General features: G+C 44.4%; 10 protein-coding genes, 2 tRNA genes and 3 pseudogenes. 4 read left to right on the forward strand and 11 right to left on the reverse strand.

What is annotated here, in order from left to right:
- Positions 1-112 precede the first annotated feature (112 nt).
- From JCM10512_RS01825 to carB, 7 genes and pseudogenes are all read right to left on the reverse strand, one after another.
- A complete protein-coding gene (locus tag JCM10512_RS01825) occupies positions 113-481 on the reverse strand; it encodes a hypothetical protein (protein ID WP_044159828.1) in 369 nt (122 codons plus the stop codon).
- A gap of 82 nt (positions 482-563) precedes the next feature.
- Positions 564-938 carry a helix-turn-helix transcriptional regulator gene (locus JCM10512_RS21145; protein ID WP_148298227.1) on the reverse strand — a complete coding sequence of 125 codons (375 nt, stop codon included), beginning with the start codon at positions 936-938 and terminating at the stop codon, positions 564-566.
- A gap of 374 nt (positions 939-1,312) precedes the next feature.
- A tRNA-Val gene (locus JCM10512_RS01835) sits at positions 1,313-1,387 on the reverse strand.
- A 33-nt stretch (positions 1,388-1,420) separates the two neighbouring features.
- Positions 1,421-1,495: transfer RNA gene (locus JCM10512_RS01840), tRNA-Val, on the reverse strand.
- 323 nt (positions 1,496-1,818) lie between these two features.
- Positions 1,819-2,372: pseudogene (locus JCM10512_RS01845) on the reverse strand (sugar O-acetyltransferase).
- A gap of 3 nt (positions 2,373-2,375) precedes the next feature.
- Positions 2,376-3,149 (reverse strand): peroxide stress protein YaaA, encoded by a 774-nt coding sequence (gene yaaA / locus JCM10512_RS01850; RefSeq protein ID WP_044159830.1) that lies wholly within the window; start codon positions 3,147-3,149, stop codon positions 2,376-2,378.
- Positions 3,150-3,306: 157 nt separating this feature from the next.
- Positions 3,307-6,527: pseudogene (carB, locus tag JCM10512_RS01855) on the reverse strand (carbamoyl-phosphate synthase (glutamine-hydrolyzing) large subunit).
- Between the two features lie 330 nt (positions 6,528-6,857).
- Here carB and trpS point away from each other — a divergent pair.
- The 3 genes from trpS (at position 6,858) to JCM10512_RS01865 (ending at position 8,870) form a co-directional block, all read left to right on the forward strand.
- Entirely contained in the window at positions 6,858-7,949 is a 1,092-nt protein-coding gene (gene trpS, locus JCM10512_RS01860) for a tryptophan--tRNA ligase (protein WP_044159832.1), read from the forward strand.
- Positions 7,950-8,070: 121 nt separating this feature from the next.
- Entirely contained in the window at positions 8,071-8,301 is a 231-nt protein-coding gene (locus tag JCM10512_RS23305; RefSeq protein WP_244436827.1) for a hypothetical protein, read from the forward strand.
- Positions 8,298-8,870, forward strand: a complete 573-nt coding sequence (locus JCM10512_RS01865; protein ID WP_244436830.1) for a class I SAM-dependent methyltransferase — start codon at positions 8,298-8,300, stop codon at positions 8,868-8,870. The genes JCM10512_RS23305 and JCM10512_RS01865 overlap by 4 nt, the downstream gene beginning before the upstream one ends.
- A gap of 117 nt (positions 8,871-8,987) precedes the next feature.
- Here JCM10512_RS01865 and JCM10512_RS01870 read toward each other — a convergent pair whose 3' ends face one another.
- The gene (locus tag JCM10512_RS01870) at positions 8,988-10,214 is read right to left on the reverse strand and encodes a DUF3874 domain-containing protein (protein WP_394354181.1); all 1,227 of its coding nucleotides are present in this window, start codon (positions 10,212-10,214) and stop codon (positions 8,988-8,990) included.
- Between the two features lie 352 nt (positions 10,215-10,566).
- Between JCM10512_RS01870 and JCM10512_RS01875 the strand changes: the two genes are divergently transcribed.
- Complete coding sequence (locus JCM10512_RS01875; protein ID WP_044159833.1) at positions 10,567-11,205, forward strand: HU family DNA-binding protein; 639 nt, start codon at positions 10,567-10,569, stop codon at positions 11,203-11,205.
- A gap of 162 nt (positions 11,206-11,367) precedes the next feature.
- Here the strand turns inward: JCM10512_RS01875 and mutL are convergent, their stop codons facing one another.
- The 3 genes and pseudogenes from mutL to JCM10512_RS01890 all read right to left on the reverse strand — a co-directional run bounded on the left by mutL (position 11,368) and on the right by JCM10512_RS01890 (position 16,477).
- Positions 11,368-13,266 carry a DNA mismatch repair endonuclease MutL gene (gene mutL, locus JCM10512_RS01880; protein ID WP_044159835.1) on the reverse strand — a complete coding sequence of 633 codons (1,899 nt, stop codon included), beginning with the start codon at positions 13,264-13,266 and terminating at the stop codon, positions 11,368-11,370.
- Positions 13,267-13,335: 69 nt separating this feature from the next.
- A complete protein-coding gene (locus tag JCM10512_RS01885; protein ID WP_044159836.1) occupies positions 13,336-15,069 on the reverse strand; it encodes an OstA-like protein in 1,734 nt (577 codons plus the stop codon).
- Positions 15,070-15,095: 26 nt separating this feature from the next.
- A pseudogene (locus JCM10512_RS01890) lies at positions 15,096-16,477 on the reverse strand (peptidylprolyl isomerase).

Consider the following 16,477-nt stretch of genomic DNA (forward strand, 5'->3'; position numbering starts at 1 on the left):
TTTACTATTTATCCAAAGGTTCTTTTCCAATAAGACGTCCAATGCAAGTAGCATAACGCAACTACTCAGCATCGACACTTTTAAGGTTTCATAGACTTCAGAGTAAAAATCACTATTCTTTTCTAATGATCTTATCCAACTCTTCCCGTGTAAATTCCGATTGAGGCTTTCTAAAGTAGAAATGAGTTTCGCTATCAAAGTTGATAAGACTTATATCGGCAACCTGCATTAACTCCCATCCCTGATTGGCTAGATAATTCACAAATTCCATAGTATGTTTAAAGTGCATCACCTCACCCTTATCATTCTTCAATACATAATCTTTCTTTTCAGCATACTTCGCTTTCGGATTTTGATCATTAAGATAAAAGAGACAAGTAGATTTGTCTCCCCACTGCGCACGAGCATATACATATTTGCTGCCTTGTGAAAAGCAACATATAGAGAATGTGACAAGCAGAATGAATAAAGCCTTTCTCATAATTATTATAATTTAAAAAAACATTGAATTTATCTCAGTTTGGCACTTGCTACAAAAGCTTACAGCAAAAGTTGAACGTTTCTCAAGACCTGTTCATCAATACATTGATAAGCCGTTCTTTTTCTTCCAAGAATTTATCTTTATTCTCAATTAGGCTCTTTAGATGGCTTATCTCCAGTAACGCATCATTTAGTTTATCCTGACATCCGCCAACTGCTATGATACCATTATTGTCACGACCTACAATTACATTTTGCGTACTATTTCGCATTACACCATGTGCCATCTTATCAAAGAAATCTGTTGGAGACATTTTCAAGACGTTTGCCATTTCAATAAGAAGTTCAGTATCAAGATTCTCTTTTTCAAAAATAGAATAAGTATACGGTCTGCTCTTATTTATAAGTTTTGCGAAGTCAGTTACACTAATATTTCTTTTAGCAACCTCTTCTCTCATTTTGTTACCTATATGCATACATTAAATATTAAACCGACTTCATACAACACACTTTTCATCTTTAAATAATAGACATTGTAATCTTATTACTTACACTTGCGGTATAAAGTTAATGTAAAACCTTGATAAGTACAAAACAAAAAGGCAAGAAAGTTAACAAAAAAATATTATTTCCTTTAGCAATACGTCCTCGGGCAGTATTACCCACCTCCCAGATACTCAGAGATATAGAAGAATAATGGGATCAAGTCGAAAAGTAGGATCATACCCACAGAGTTTTCGGATTGACCCGAATTATCCGGGATCACTCGATATCGGGTGGATATAAAAAGAAAAAGACTTGCGATTTCTCGTAAGTCTTTGATCTTCTTGTGTGGGCGTTGACGGATTCGAACCGCCGACCCTCTGCTTGTAAGGCAGATGCTCTGAACCAGCTGAGCTAAACGCCCGAATAATGAGCCGGAAGTGTATGTTTTTTTGTGTGGGCGTTGACGGATTCGAACCGCCGACCCTCTGCTTGTAAGGCAGATGCTCTGAACCAGCTGAGCTAAACGCCCGTACACTTCCGTTTCAAAAGCGTTGCAAAGGTACTGCTTTTTTTGAAACCTCCAAATAATTATTAAACTATTTTGCACACACTTTTTTTACTATTTCAAAAACTTGCTGATTATCAACACACAAACAATTCATTTTTTTTCAAGCAGCACCATACAATGGCATAAGTACACGTACTCCGAAAAAAGCATTCATATATAGTAGCCAGGTATGACCAACGAAATAATCCTTTTTTCTGGATGCAGCTTCTATATTACACAGTCGTTTCCATTGACATACGCATCCACTTTCATGACGAAGTCTGTTCCAATAGTTATCACTCTTATTAAGTATCGGTACGACGAATGATACGTGCGGGATTACCAACAGCTATACAGTCGGATGGAATATCTTTCGTAACAACACTCCCCGCTCCGATCACACAACGATCACCAATCGTAATACCGGGACAGATAATGCTCCGCCACCAATCCAACAATCTGATCCAATTGTTACCGGATACGCATATTCTTTCGGTTCACGACGTTCCAAATAATCCATGGGATGATGAGGCGTGTATATTTGCACACAAGGTCCGACCAGCGTGTGATCGCCTATGGTAATGTAGGCCCCGTCCAGAAAAGTACAGTTGGCGTTGACAAACACATGCTCACCCAACTTTATCCCATCTCCATGATCGCAATAAAACGGTGGACTAACGGTTGAAGTAACAGGTATTCCCGGTATCAATGTTTCTAATAATTCCCGATAGGAATCACTGTATGTACTCAATCCACGCATCTTGGCGAGCAAAGTCTTCGCACGCTCGAAATGTGCTTGCAACTCAGGACCGGACATATCCGCCAACTGTCCGCTACGCATTTTCTCTAGTTCTGTCATCCTTTACCCTCCTTTTCCATTGGTAAAAACAAACCGACGCTCATCCGAGAGTGATTCGTTAAACTCAAATCCTTCCCATGTAAAACCTTTCAAGTCCTCCGGTTTCTGAATCTTATTCTTTAAAATGTAATTCGCCATTTCACCGCGCGACATCTTTGTATAGACCACAATAGTAGCCAGTTTCCCATTCTTCCAGACGTGAAATTCCGGAGTTACAATACGCACTTCACGCTCCACCCGCTTCCAGTCGAACAATCCACGCATCTCATCGCTAGCCAAGTTACAAAGCACGCCACCGGCTTTCTGTATGTCTTCTATAAACACATCTGTCAGCCTTGACTTCCAATAGGCAAACATCGTCTGATTTCCAAACTCAGGCAGCATAACATCACCCTCCAACCGGTACAGGCGGATCATATCGTACGGACGAAGCAAACCGTAGCAGAAAGAGGTCAGCCGTAAATGGTCCTGCGCATAACGCTGTTCTTCTTCCGAAAAAGCACTCGGATTCAAGCGTTTAAAAACAATTCCTGTATAGGCTAACACCGCAGCTAGCAACGGAGAACTGTCTGCATGAAAGACTTGATATCGCTTGTAATTCTCGACACCTATTTTGGCGTTCACACGAAGTAGACGCTCCAACTCATCTACGGAGAACTGCGACATCTGCACCGCTATTTCAGACGCTTCTTGCTGAAAGCGTGGAAGTGTAGTAAAAGGAACCTTCACCCGGGATGTTGCACTCATGGTTTTGGCACAAGAAAGAAGTATCAACATGAGATTCGTTTATTTTAGTTTATACGCAAATATAGTCAAAATAACCGTTTAAAAAACAGACAAACGGCAAGTCCGAAACAAAAGAAGCGGAAACTTTCAAGTAGTTTCCGCTTCTTACTAGTAAGCAATATATAATTCAGTCCATTGCCGGACCGATTTATTTGTATTCCTGCCAGCTCTTGATCTGAATATCTTCTAGTTTCAGTTCACAGAATGCTTCGATAAAAGCACTTGCCAGGCGAGCATTTGTAATCAATGGAATGTTATGATCGATCGCACCCCGACGAATCCGGTAACCGTTAGTCAACTCACGTTTACTGTGGTTCTTCGGAATATTAACGATCAAGTCGAATTTATGATCGGCAATCATCTTCATGACATTATTCTCCGCTCCCGGCTTTTCATCCGGCCAGTAAACCGGTGTGGTATCTATCCCATGTGCATTGAGGAAAGCAGCTGTTCCCGCTGTCGCGTAAATCTTATATCCTTTACCGAACAGCGTACGGCTAGCATCAATCAAGTCAACCTTCGACTTCATCGCTCCGGAAGAAAACATAATCGCTTTCTCGGGGATCTTAAAGCCTGTGGCCAACATAGCACTCAACAGAGCTTCCGGGAAATCATCACCAATACATCCCACTTCGCCTGTAGACGCCATATCCACACCTAAAACGGGGTCGGCATTGTGCAAACGGGAGAATGAGAACTGAGAAGCTTTTACACCAATCCATTCGATATCATACGATGATTTATCCGGTTTAGTATAGGATGCGTCCAGCATAATGCGGGTTGCCGTTTCGATAAAGTTCCGTTTCAGCACTTTCGAGACGAACGGGAAGCTACGTGATGCGCGCAGGTTACATTCAATCACCTTCACCTCATTGTTACGTGCCAGGAACTGAATATTGAAAGGACCGGAGATATTGAGTTCTTCGGCAATCCGGCGGCTGATCTTCTTAATCCGACGAGCGGTTTCAAAATAGATCTTCTGTGCCGGGAATACCAAAGTAGCGTCTCCGGAGTGAACACCCGCAAACTCAACGTGTTCGGAAATAGCGTATTCTATCACCTCACCGTTCTGAGCTACGGCATCAAATTCTATTTCTTTGGTGTTTTCGAGAAACTGTGATACAACTACCGGGAATTCTTTTGAAACCTCGGCAGCCATCTTCAAGAAGTTTTCCAGTTCTTCGTCATCGTAGCACACATTCATGGCAGCTCCGGAAAGCACATACGACGGACGAACCAACACCGGATAACCAACATTGGCTACAAATCCTTTTACATCTTCCAAGCTGGTTAGTTCCTGCCATGCAGCTGATCGATACCTAAATGGTCGAGCATAGCCGAGAATTTATTCCGGTTTTCGGCGCGGTCGATCGACAATGGCGAAGTTCCCAATACAGGAACCGATTGACGATAAAGCTTCATGGCCAAGTTGTTCGGAATCTGTCCGCCAACCGATACAATCACCCCTCGAGGTTGTTCGAGATCGATCACATCCAATACCCGTTCAAACGACAACTCATCAAAATAAAGACGGTCGCACATATCATAGTCGGTAGAAACAGTCTCCGGATTATAATTGATCATGATCGATTTATAGCCGAGCTTGCGTGCAGTCTGCACGGCATTGACAGAGCACCAGTCAAATTCGACCGAGCTACCAATACGATACGCACCGGAGCCTAACACGATAACCGATTTCTCATTCTTATAATAGTTGACGTCATAACCCTCTACGGCATATGTCATATACAGGTAATTGGTCAAATCAGCATCCTCAGAAGCGATGGTATTGATACGCTTCACAGCCGGAAGAATACCCAATGCTTTACGGTGAGCACGCACCATCAGATTCTCTTTCTCCATATTTCCTTCCGGATTCAGAACGAAACGAGCAATTTGGAAATCAGAGAAGCCAAGTATCTTAGCCTGGCGCATTACATCAGCCGGAATATCTCCTACCTGATTGTAAGCCGACAATTTAGCTTTGTAATCGACAATATTCTTCAGTTTACCCAAGAACCAAGGATCGATTTTAGTCAATTCGTGGATACGATCGATGGTATAACCTTCTTCGAGTGCCTGTGCAATGGCAAAAACACGCAGATCGGTAGGGCAAGATAGCTCTTTATCCAAATCGTCGAAATGAGAATCTTCGTTGCCAACAAACCCGTGCATACCTTGTCCGATCATGCGAAGCCCCTTCTGAATAATCTCTTCAAAAGAACGTCCGATAGACATAATTTCGCCTACAGACTTCATGCTCGAACCGATTTCGCGAGACACACCGGCAAACTTCGTCAAATCCCAACGAGGAATCTTACATATATGATAGTCAAGTTTCGGAGCTGCATAGGCAGAGTTAGGAGTTCCCATCTCACCTATTTGATCGAGTGAGTATCCCAAAGCAATCTTCGCAGCTACAAAAGCCAGCGGATAACCGGTAGCTTTAGAAGCGAGTGCAGACGAACGACTCAGGCGAGCGTTCACCTCAATCACCCGATAATCATCGGTTTCGGAATTGAAAGCGTATTGGATGTTACATTCACCGACAATACCTAAGTGACGGATACATTTGGTAGAGAGTTCCTCCAACATTTTCAGTTCCTTGTCATCGAGCGAGCAAGTAGGAGCTACTACGATTGATTCGCCGGTATGAATACCCAGCGGGTCGAAGTTTTCCATGCCAGCCACTGTGAAGCAGTGGTCGTTCGCATCGCGAATTACTTCAAACTCAATCTCTTTCCAGCCCTTCAACGACTCTTCAACGAGAATTTGTTTGGAGAAAGTAAAGGAGCTTTCCGCCAGTTTCACAAATTCGGTTTTATTTGAGCAGATACCACTACCCAAACCGCCCAATGCATAAGCAGAGCGCACCATAACCGGGAAACCGATCCGTTCGGCAGCGGCAATGGCGTCTTCCATATTTTCCACAGCCTGACTGATAGGTGTCTTCATGTCGATTTCGTCCAACTTCTTCACGAACAAGTCGCGGTCTTCGGTGTACATAATCGCCTCTACCGAAGTACCCAGCACTTTCACTCCGTATTTGTCAAGGATGCCCTCTGTGTAAAGTTCAGCACCACAGTTCAGTGCAGTCTGCCCACCAAAAGCGAGCAAGATACCGTCCGGACGTTCTTTCTTGATAATCTCTTCGACAAAGTGCGTAGTCACGGGGAGGAAATATACCTTATCAGCAATTCCTTCAGAAGTCTGAATGGTTGCGATGTTCGGGTTTACCAATACCGAACTGATACCTTCTTCTTTTAAAGCTTTTAGTGCTTGTGAGCCTGAGTAGTCGAACTCTCCTGCCTGTCCGATTTTAAGCGCACCAGACCCCAAGACGAGGACTTTCTTCATTTCCTTTTCCATTTCTTTTCTTCTAATATGTTGTTGTTTCAAGTTTGCCTATAAAAAAAATGCGTTACCCTCGAAAGAGGATTAACGCATTACCAAAGAACTAAATATCGTTTCTGGAGAAAAGAGGGGAAGTATGTCGACTCCGGATGAAACACATCCGAATGGAGATAATACTTACTTCTAATTTCCTGTTGATTCATTGTTGGCTTTAAAATTGGTGCAAAGTAACTACATATTTCCAAAATTACAAAGGAATTGGATAAGAATATTCTTTTAATGTTGCAACTTCTGGGGTTTCTGGCTATCTTTGCGCTTAATTCTAATTATATTAAGGTATAAACAATGGGAAAAGAAAAAATCATATTGACGGGCGACCGTCCTACCGGAAGATTACATATCGGACATTTTGTAGGTTCATTAAGACGTAGAGTAGAGTTGCAAGATTCAGGGCTGTTTGACAAAATGTTTGTTTTCATTGCTGATTCGCAAGCACTTACAGACAATGTAGACAATCCGGAGAAGGTACGTCAAAATGTGATTGAAGTTGCGTTAGATTACTTGGCGTGCGGCTTGGATCCTGCCAAAGCAACGATCTTTATTCAATCACAGATTCCGGAATTATGCGAGCTTACATTCTACTATATGAACCTTGTTACCGTGTCACGTTTGCAACGCAACCCGACGGTAAAAAGCGAGATTCAGATGCGTAACTTTGAGACAAGCATTCCGGTAGGTTTCTTTACATATCCCATCAGCCAAACCGCGGATATCACCGCTTTCCGTGCAACGACAGTTCCCGTAGGAGAAGATCAGGAACCGATGCTCGAACAAGCGCGCGAAATTGTACGCCGTTTCAACTATCTTTACGGTGAGACATTGGTAGAGCCGGAAATCCTATTGCCGGAGAATGCCGCTTGCTTACGCCTGCCGGGAACTGACGGCAAAGCCAAAATGAGTAAATCGTTGGGCAACTGCATCTACCTCTCGGACGAAGCGGATGACATACAAAAGAAGATAATGAGTATGTATACCGATCCGGACCACCTGCGCGTGCAAGATCCCGGTAAGCTTGAAGGAAATACCGTATTTACTTATCTGGACGCCTTTAGCCGCCCCGAACACTTCGAACTCTACCTACCGGACTATCCGAATTTGGACGAGTTAAAAGCTCATTATCAACGAGGTGGATTGGGAGACGTCAAAGTAAAACGCTTCCTGAACTCCATCATGCAGGATTTGCTAACGCCGATTCGCGAGCGTCGCAAAGAATTCGAACAAGACATTCCGTCCATCTACGAAATGCTTCAGAATGGCTGCGAGGTAGCTAGAGCTGCCGCCGCTGAAACACTATCCGATGTAAAGAACGCGATGAAGATCAATTACTTCGACGATAAAGACCTGATTGAAGAACAAGTAAAACGCTTTCAGAAATAAGCGCTTACTAAGAAATAAATGATAAAGGCTGCCATTCTTTCACAGAGTAGGCAGCTTTTTTTAGCAGCGACAATCAAATACCCGTTCCACAGAATTGATTATCTTTGCAAAAAGCACTTTTATGAAACCGGACAAGGATTATAAGACCATAAACAAAATTGCTTGGAACTTAAAGACCAATATCCATGTGGAGAGCGAGTTCTATGATAACGAGGCATTCTTGAAAGGAGACTCGTCTCTGAAGCAAATTGAACTTGAGTTATTAGGCGACATCCAAGGAAAATCGATCCTCCACCTGCAATGTCACTTCGGACAAGACACCATTTCACTTTCACGGCTGGGAGCAAGGTGACAGGCATTGACCTATCCGACAAGGCGATTGACTACGCCAGCAATATGGCAAAAGAATTAGCGGTCGACACTAAATTTATCTGTTCCGACATTTATGATTTGCCCAATGTCCTGGACGAAAAATTCGATATCGTTTTCACAAGCTATGGAGTAATTGGCTGGCTGCCCGACATGAAACGATGGGCTGATGTCATTGCTCACTTCTTAAAACCGGGCGGACATTTCATTATGGTGGAATTCCATCCCGTCGTGTGGATGTTCGACGATGACTTTAAAACAATCGTTTATAGCTATTTCAAAGCGGGAGAAATTGTGGAAGAACTGCAAGGAACCTATGCCGACAGGGCATCAGAGATCCAATACGCTACTGTAACCTGGAATCACAGCCTAAGCGAAATCCTTAGCGGACTAATCCAATCCGGCATTCGTATAGCCCGATTTGAGGAATATAACTATTCCCCGCAGAATTGTTTTAATCATACGATCCGGATTGATAAGGATAAGTACCGGATTGAACATCTGGATGACAAATTACCTATGATTTTCGCGCTCGAAGGAATTAAAGAGTAAATAGCCTTCAGCGGTTTCAGTTTGTGCGGAAACGCCCTACAGACGGGGCTTAACGACTGAAACCTGCGCTTCAAAAAGGAGCAAACAGACTTCAGCCGTTTCAGTTTCCAAACCCACTCAACAACGAACCACTTCGTATACATTGCCACACTCGGTATGCTTTCTTTCGGCACCCAGTTTGAGTAATATTTGTGCCAACAGGCTGGGGTTGAAGGCACGTAGAGCTGCTGCATTTCGGTTTTTCAACTCCTTAAATATATCTGCGGCCGAAAGTCGTTCGGACTCCTCTCCTGCTTGCGGCAACCGGAAGCAACTGTAAAACACATCCTCCACCAGACTACTTTTATAAAATCCCGAATTATTCCGTTGCCACGCACACTCGGCCTCGTGCGTAAACCAGTAAACAGCTCCCTGTTTCAGTTCCGCTTTCAATTGAGCGAAGAGCTGCGAATGTTCGATACCGTCGCAGTCGATCGGATTCTCTACTTTCACGCAGAGGAAGCGCCGGCTTCCCGTGGGATCATTCAGCAGATCAAACCGGTTGGATGTCCCAATGAAAGAAGCGATCCGCGGTAAAGAGCGAAAGTTACGCTGATATGCTTTGCAAACCGTGAGACTCGACATTTGCATCAGATTTTTCAACACAGGCATCTTTCCGGACGCATATTTATCAAACTCATCCAGGTTGATAAGCCCCATCTCAGCCAGAAGTCGCTCCGCCTGTGCCTCGGAAGTCAGTTTGAAGTTGTCAAAATAATACCTTCTCAAAGGTTCCGGCATGAGAGATTTGCAAAATGTGGATTTCTGCTTTCCTTGCTCGCTACTGATAAGCAACGGAGCCACACTATTGGCATGAATCTGAACCACTCCCTCCCACTGGGCAGTCAGTCCAAGCAGCCAGGTATGGAATCCGGATACCCACAGCGGCAATTCGGAAACACGCTTTGCCAGAGGTGTAACCCGGTCAACCCCATCCCATGCAGGAAGTTCATTCATATAGAGTCGAAAAGGGTGGTATTCGCCGATGTGGGTGGAAAAGATATAACGGCTGATATCTTTATCCCAACACGGAATTCCTTGTACATGAGCTTCCATGCAAAAAGTATTCAGCTCCCGTTTGCCGATAGGTATAAAGCCTTGTTCCGAATCATTCAAGGAACAGAACTCGGTCTCCTCAGTCAGCAAATTGAAGCGAAAGTCATAGTTTGCCTGTAGAAAGGAAGTCACCTGCTCCGTCAGGCGGGAAACTCCCGAATGGACTTGTACCTCACGCGTGGATTCTTTAATTTCCGAACCGGTTTTTTCAGTACCTTTACGCTGCCATACACGAATAAGTGTATGCATCATTTTAATCAATTTTTCAATCATAATTATCATCTTTTTAGTTCGCAGTATCTCAAAGGTACAATAGCGCAATGAGGTTTTGCAAGTAAAATCGAAAGAATTAATTAACTTTCTTCGTTTGAAAAATAGTCCTTTTTTTACTAGTATTTCAACTAATTTTGTAGTATATTTGGAACAGGAAAGTTCAGCAGCCAACCTCTATTGACCGAACAGCCAACACCCGTCAGCCGATCAGCCAACCCGCGTTGACAAAACAGCCGACCTAGGTCGACCTCTAAACTTCAACGGAGTTTATTCAATAGAACTTCCCCCTAAACGAACGATTGAAGTACTTACTTAAAAAGGAAGAATTATGGCTATACTATTTGATTGGTATGAAAATCCGGGCACTCCGGACAATGCAAAACAAAAAAGATTCCACCCGCGAATCACGTACAATGGACAAATAAACACGGAAGAACTTAGTCGCAAAATCCAGACTCGCTGTACGCTAAGCGAAACGGACGTAATGGCGGTTCTCGATGCATTATCTCATGTAATGGGCGAAGAATTAGGCGAAGGCAAACAAGTACATCTTGACGGAATCGGCTATTTCTGTCCTATACTTACCACCACGGAAGAGATTGGCACCAATACTTCCCGCCGAAACTCGAAAGTCAGACTGAAAAGCATTCAGTTTCGTTCGGATCAGAGACTCAAAAAAGCCATCGGAAACGTTCATTTGAAACAAGCAAAGAAGAATAGACATTCACCGAAACTGTCGGAGGTAGAAATTGATATGCGATTGAAAGAGTATTTCAGCGAGCACCGAATTCTGCAACGCATCGATTTTCAGAACTTATCCGGTATGCTTCGAACAACCGCCATGGCGCATATTCGTCGCCTGTGCAAGGAGGGTAAATTGCAAAATATCGGGTTGCAAAACCAACCCATTTACATTCCATGCGCAGGATTTTACGGTCGATCCAGAGATTATCAACCCGGGCGGTGAGAAAACAAATGGCTGAAAGACTACCTTGATTTCCAAGGAGTGCTTTCAGCCATTACTTATTATAGATCAAACGATTGCGCGCCAAACTGAAAGCTGAACCCGTTTTCCCAGATCCTTTTTCTTGGGGGAAACTCCATGCCGGATCATGCCTTCAACGGCAGTTTATTTAAACAGTCGTTCGATGTCGTCTTCCTTAATGGTGGTCAATACCGTTTTTCCATCCGGGGTATAGTTGGGCGACGCACAAGCAAACAAACTATCAACCAGGCTAACCATTTCGTCATTGCTCAACACCTGACCGTAAACAATAGCCGCCGCGCGTGCCAAAGTCAGTGCCAAAATTTGGCGAACTTCCTCCTTGACGTCACTCCCTTTCTCGATAGCGGTATGCACCATGTTGCGAACCAGTTCGACAGGATTCAGCCCTTCAATACCTGAAGGGATTCCGTTAATGGCATAGCTTCCGCCACCCAAATTGCTCAAATCAAATCCCACAGCGGACAAATCGTCCACCAACCCATCCAACACAGCGGCTTCGGAAGCCGGCAACTGGATAATTTCGGGGAACAGGACTCCCTGAGCTACGCCTTGTTTCTGGCTAATCTGTACCATATAGCGATCGAAAAGAACACGTACATGTGCCCGATGCTGATCGATCAGCATGAGTCCGGACTTCACGGAAGTGAGAATAAAGCGCCCTTTAAACTGTAGGTGCAGATTTCCTTTCTCAATCACGGAATCAGCATATAAGTTAGAAGATGCCCCCGACACGGCAGAGAGCTGACTCTCTTCACCGGAAGGCAGGGTTTCGACCGATTCGTCTTCCCACTCATCGTCGGGTTGTGGAGCGTTCATCTTGCTGGCTTTGGTCAGTCCGCTATATAAATCTTCCCAATCCACTTTCTGGCGCTCATAGCTTCCTCCTCCGCCACCTCCACTTCCACCCGAAGATGGTTTGAAAGGATTGAAGTCGGAATTATAGTGTACCTGCGGTGGGGCAGGTGGCAGATTTTGTTCGAAAGCCGGAATATCGGGCATATCTTCCGTATCAAAGTCAATAGATGGTATGGCACTGGATTTTCCCAAAGCTTCCTTAACAGCAGCTGAAAGGATTTGCCAGATGGCCTGCTCATTCTCAAATTTAATCTCCGTTTTAGTAGGATGGATGTTCACATCAATATTTGCCGGATCGACCTCAAAGTAGAGGAAATAGGACACCTGTTCACCGCTGGGAATCAATTGTTCGTAGGCTTCCATCACGGCTCGGTGGAAATAAGGATGCCGCATGTATCGCCCGTTGACGAAGAAGTACTGATGTGCTCCCTTCTTGCGGGCAGTTTCCGGTTTTGCTACATACCCGGACACACTGATCATTGTAGTGTTAACTTCGACATTCAATAATTGCTGATTCAGCTTCTTACCAAATACGGCCAAAATACGCTGACGCAAAGGGGAAGCGGGTAGATTGAACAGCTCGGAATCATTGCTATAAAGGCTAAAAGACACTTCGGGGTGTACGAGCGCAATGCGTTCGAACTCCGTCAGAATATTGCTCAACTCAGTCGAGTTGGCCTTCAGGAACTTGCGACGCGCCGGAATATTGAAGAACAGGTTCTTTACTGAGAAGTTACTACCCTTGGAACAGGAAATAGGCTCTTGAGTTTCCACTCTCGAAGCAGCTACCACGAGCCGGGTTCCTAATTCGTCGGACTCTTGCCGGGTTTTCAACTCGACTTCCGCCACAGCGGCAATAGAAGCTAACGCCTCACCTCGGAAACCCATCGTACGCAAAGCGAACAGATCATTGGCTTCCCGTATTTTGGAAGTCGCATGACGCTCAAAAGAGAGTCGTGCATCCATCTCTGACATTCCTTTCCCGTCATCGATAACCTGCATGCCGGTCTTTCCGGCATCGGTTACCAGCACGTGTATATTTTGAGCTTCAGCATCTATAGCATTCTCCACCAGCTCTTTAATTACAGAAGCCGGGCGCTGTATCACTTCACCGGCAGCTATCTGATTGGCTACCGAATCGGGTAACAAATGAATTATATCACTCATAATCGGTTAAAAATTGCTTGGGGTTATTTCATATCATTCAATAAAAGTAGGAACACCACCTTTTCCAACTTACTTCATATTAATCAAATTGCGCTTATCGGTCTTCGGGCGCCTATCGGTGGTAGGTTTCAAACCTTCACCCTCCTTCTTACCACGCCAGTTAAATATATCGTCTTTATCCAACGGCCGCACATAATCAAACCACGCAAAGGTGGGCAACCGCAATTTATCAGCTGGTATCTGATCCATCGGATACATCGTACCGTTGGACTTGCCAATCAACTTGGCTCTTTCCATCTTACGATCTTTGATGTAAATGTGCATCAAACTACCTTCGCCGGAGTTGAAACCAACCATTGCGCTATCTCGCTCTTCGGGATAAAAAGCAATCAGCACGTTGCCGATCACCTCGACCCGGCGCATATCGCCATTCTCAAAGTAGGCTTTCATCTCCTTGCCGGATACTTGATTGTAGTGAAGCGTATCTTTCATTTCCACAGTCAGTGCCTGATTGATGATATGTGCCCAGTTGATGGTGCTATCGTTCATGTAAATCTTAATTTCTTCACCCAAAAGTTGCTGCCCTTCGTTCCAAAGGATCGGGTCGCGGTACATAGTCATGCAGGAGTCTTTGGAAATGTACACCAATGAGTCGCATACACCCTGAACATCCGTGCGATACATACGTACCTTGTGGTACGCTTTCATAATGCGATACAACGAATCCGTATTCAAGTTGTAAGAGACCAGCTGCAAGGTATCGCCATGGAGAAACAGGCTATCACCCTGCGAATAGTCGATTGCCACGGCACGCTTTGTAGCAAAGGCCGAATCGGTCAGCTCGTTGTAGAAACAATAATCACCCGTCAACAAGTTTTTGTTGACAGTATCGGTCATCACCACATTGTCAAACGCTTCTCCATAACCAATCTTGCGGTCGTAGTACAAACTGTCGCCGGTCATCTTCTTCCCTTCGTTGGTCAGCACGGAACGCTCTAACAACTCCGCTTGCTCGGTTAGCGTATTATAAAATCCCAACTCTGAGTAGATGTGGTTGTTATCACTCACAATATTTGAGGGGCCAAGTATGTTGGCTATCTTCGAGAAGGTGTTGTATTTCAACGTATCAGATGTAAGTACGAACTTCGGGTTGACCAATTTCACATCGTGATTGAACACCGATTGCTTGGTAGCCGGGCTGTATTCTCCCCAGTCGGAAGTCAGCACATTCTCTTCATCCATCAGGGTTCCCCCTTCAAAATAGTAGCCGATATCATACAGACGGTCGTAGTTGAGACTATCGGTCAGCAGCGTTGTATTGCGGTTGATCATCTTTACGTTCTCACGCAGTTGCGCAATCTGTGTCATCCCGTCGTAGTAGAGGTAATCACCGTAGATAAACAAGGTATCACCTTGCTCCATCCGAACGTTGCTGAATGCTTCCACCGAGTTGGTCTTTTCGAAGATGAGCGCACTGTCACAGTACATATACATACTGTCGTGGCGCAGCTTGACATGACCTACGAGTACCTGCACATCGGGACGGGATAGTTTATTGGCTTGCCCCTCATCCGCATGCAACAGGAAGACTTTTGTTTTCTTATTCTCCGGCTTTTTCTTCGGTTTGTTGGCTTCCGCCGCCTTTCCGTCAGCGGGCTTTGCCGCCGAATTAGTCGTTTTTTTACCTTGCGCCGTAGGCTTCACTTGCGCCACAAGACATACACCAAACAGGCATAGAAAGCCTATTAAGAGCCATCTATGCCTGTCTTGTTGTTTATTTGGTTTCTTGTTTGCTTTCAGCATATTATAGTTAAGCTGTTATAAACTCATCAATCATTCTTGACCCATCCCGGATATTTGAAGTCGCATTTCTGCCAGTTTTCATTGATGCGTACATACGTGTGTTTCTGTTTGTTGAGAATCCACTTGTGCAGCATTTCGTCCCGGCGTTTGTCCATTACGATTTCTTTCAGGTTCTGGTAGTCTTCGGCAATAGTTGCTTTATGACCGTTAATTCTGGTTTTCAGTTTTACGATAGCGCAAACTTCTTTTCCATCTTTCTCATTGATCATGGTGAAAGCCTTGGAAACTTCGCCTACATTCATCTTATCAACAACTTTTGCTACGTCTTGAGGCAGATCTTGCATCTCAAATTTAGAAGTAGTGATTCCGCTATGTTGATTGGTGTTGACCATGATTCCGTGGTTGTTACGCGTATCTTTATCATGCGATATAACTGATGCAGCCTCGTCGAAGGTAAACTTATTTTTGCGAACATCATCAGCTATGGAGTCCAAACGTCCACAAGCTTCCATCAGTTCTTGTTCGGACACTTTAGGACGCAACAGAATGTGACGGGTGTTGACCCGGTCACCACGTTTTTCAACCAACTGTATGATGTGATAGCCGAACTCTGACTCAACGATCTTCGACACTTTCTTCGGATCTTGCAAGCTAAACGCTACGTTGGCATAAGCAGGATCAAGCATACCGCGACCCATGAAATCAAGCTCTCCACCTTTTATAGCAGATGCTTTATCTTCAGAATACAAGCGCGCCAAAGTTGAGAAGTCGATCTCGCCTTTCGTCACACGATCGGTGTATTCACGCAGCTTTCTTTTTACATTTTCAATTTCTGCAATAGGTATCTTCGGTTGCAGGGTAATAATCTGTACTTCTACCTGAGTAGGAATGTAAGGTATACTATCCTGAGGTAGATCTTTGAAGTAACGGCGTACTTCCGCCGGGGTGATCTTTATCTCACCGACCAGTTTCTGCTGCATCTTCTGCACTGTCAATCCATCACGTGCGTTATCGCGAAGTGTTTCCCGGATCTGGTCGATGTTTTATTGAAGTACTCTTCCATCTTCTCCCGGGAGCCAATCTGCTGTATGTACATGTTGGTCATCATGTCTACCCGTTGGATAATTTCCGCCTCGGACACCTCAACGCTATCTAACTTGGCCTGATGCAGGAACAATTTCTGAACAGCAATCTCTTCAGGGATTACACAGTACGGATCTCCTTCAAACCTACGCCCGTTGTACAAGGCATCCATGCGAGCCTCTTCCACGTCTGATTTCAAAATAGCCTCATCGCCTACGACCCAAACTACTTCATCAATTACATTGTCTTGTGCATACGCTGCCACATTAGCGAATATTGCCAGGGCAAGAGTAACAATAAATCTAAAGTTCACAAACTTCTTCAT

The organism is Bacteroides reticulotermitis JCM 10512 (assembly GCF_000517545.1).
GTDB classification, from domain to species: Bacteria; Bacteroidota; Bacteroidia; order Bacteroidales; family Bacteroidaceae; genus Bacteroides; species Bacteroides reticulotermitis.

Excerpts from the sequence above, each read along its gene's own strand:
- JCM10512_RS21145 (WP_148298227.1), bottom strand. The coding sequence starts at position 938 with ATGAGAGAAGAGGTTGCTAAAAGAAATATTAGTGTAACTGACTTCGCA.
- JCM10512_RS01825 (WP_044159828.1), bottom strand. The coding sequence starts at position 481 with ATGAGAAAGGCTTTATTCATTCTGCTTGTCACATTCTCTATATGTTGC.
- yaaA (WP_044159830.1), bottom strand. The coding sequence starts at position 3,149 with ATGTTGATACTTCTTTCTTGTGCCAAAACCATGAGTGCAACATCCCGG.
- JCM10512_RS23305 (WP_244436827.1), top strand. The coding sequence starts at position 8,071 with ATGAAACCGGACAAGGATTATAAGACCATAAACAAAATTGCTTGGAAC.
- trpS (WP_044159832.1), top strand. The coding sequence starts at position 6,858 with ATGGGAAAAGAAAAAATCATATTGACGGGCGACCGTCCTACCGGAAGA.
- mutL (WP_044159835.1), bottom strand. The coding sequence starts at position 13,266 with ATGAGTGATATAATTCATTTGTTACCCGATTCGGTAGCCAATCAGATA.
- JCM10512_RS01870 (WP_394354181.1), bottom strand. The coding sequence starts at position 10,214 with ATGCATACACTTATTCGTGTATGGCAGCGTAAAGGTACTGAAAAAACC.
- JCM10512_RS01885 (WP_044159836.1), bottom strand. The coding sequence starts at position 15,069 with ATGCTGAAAGCAAACAAGAAACCAAATAAACAACAAGACAGGCATAGA.
- JCM10512_RS01875 (WP_044159833.1), top strand. The coding sequence starts at position 10,567 with ATGGCTATACTATTTGATTGGTATGAAAATCCGGGCACTCCGGACAAT.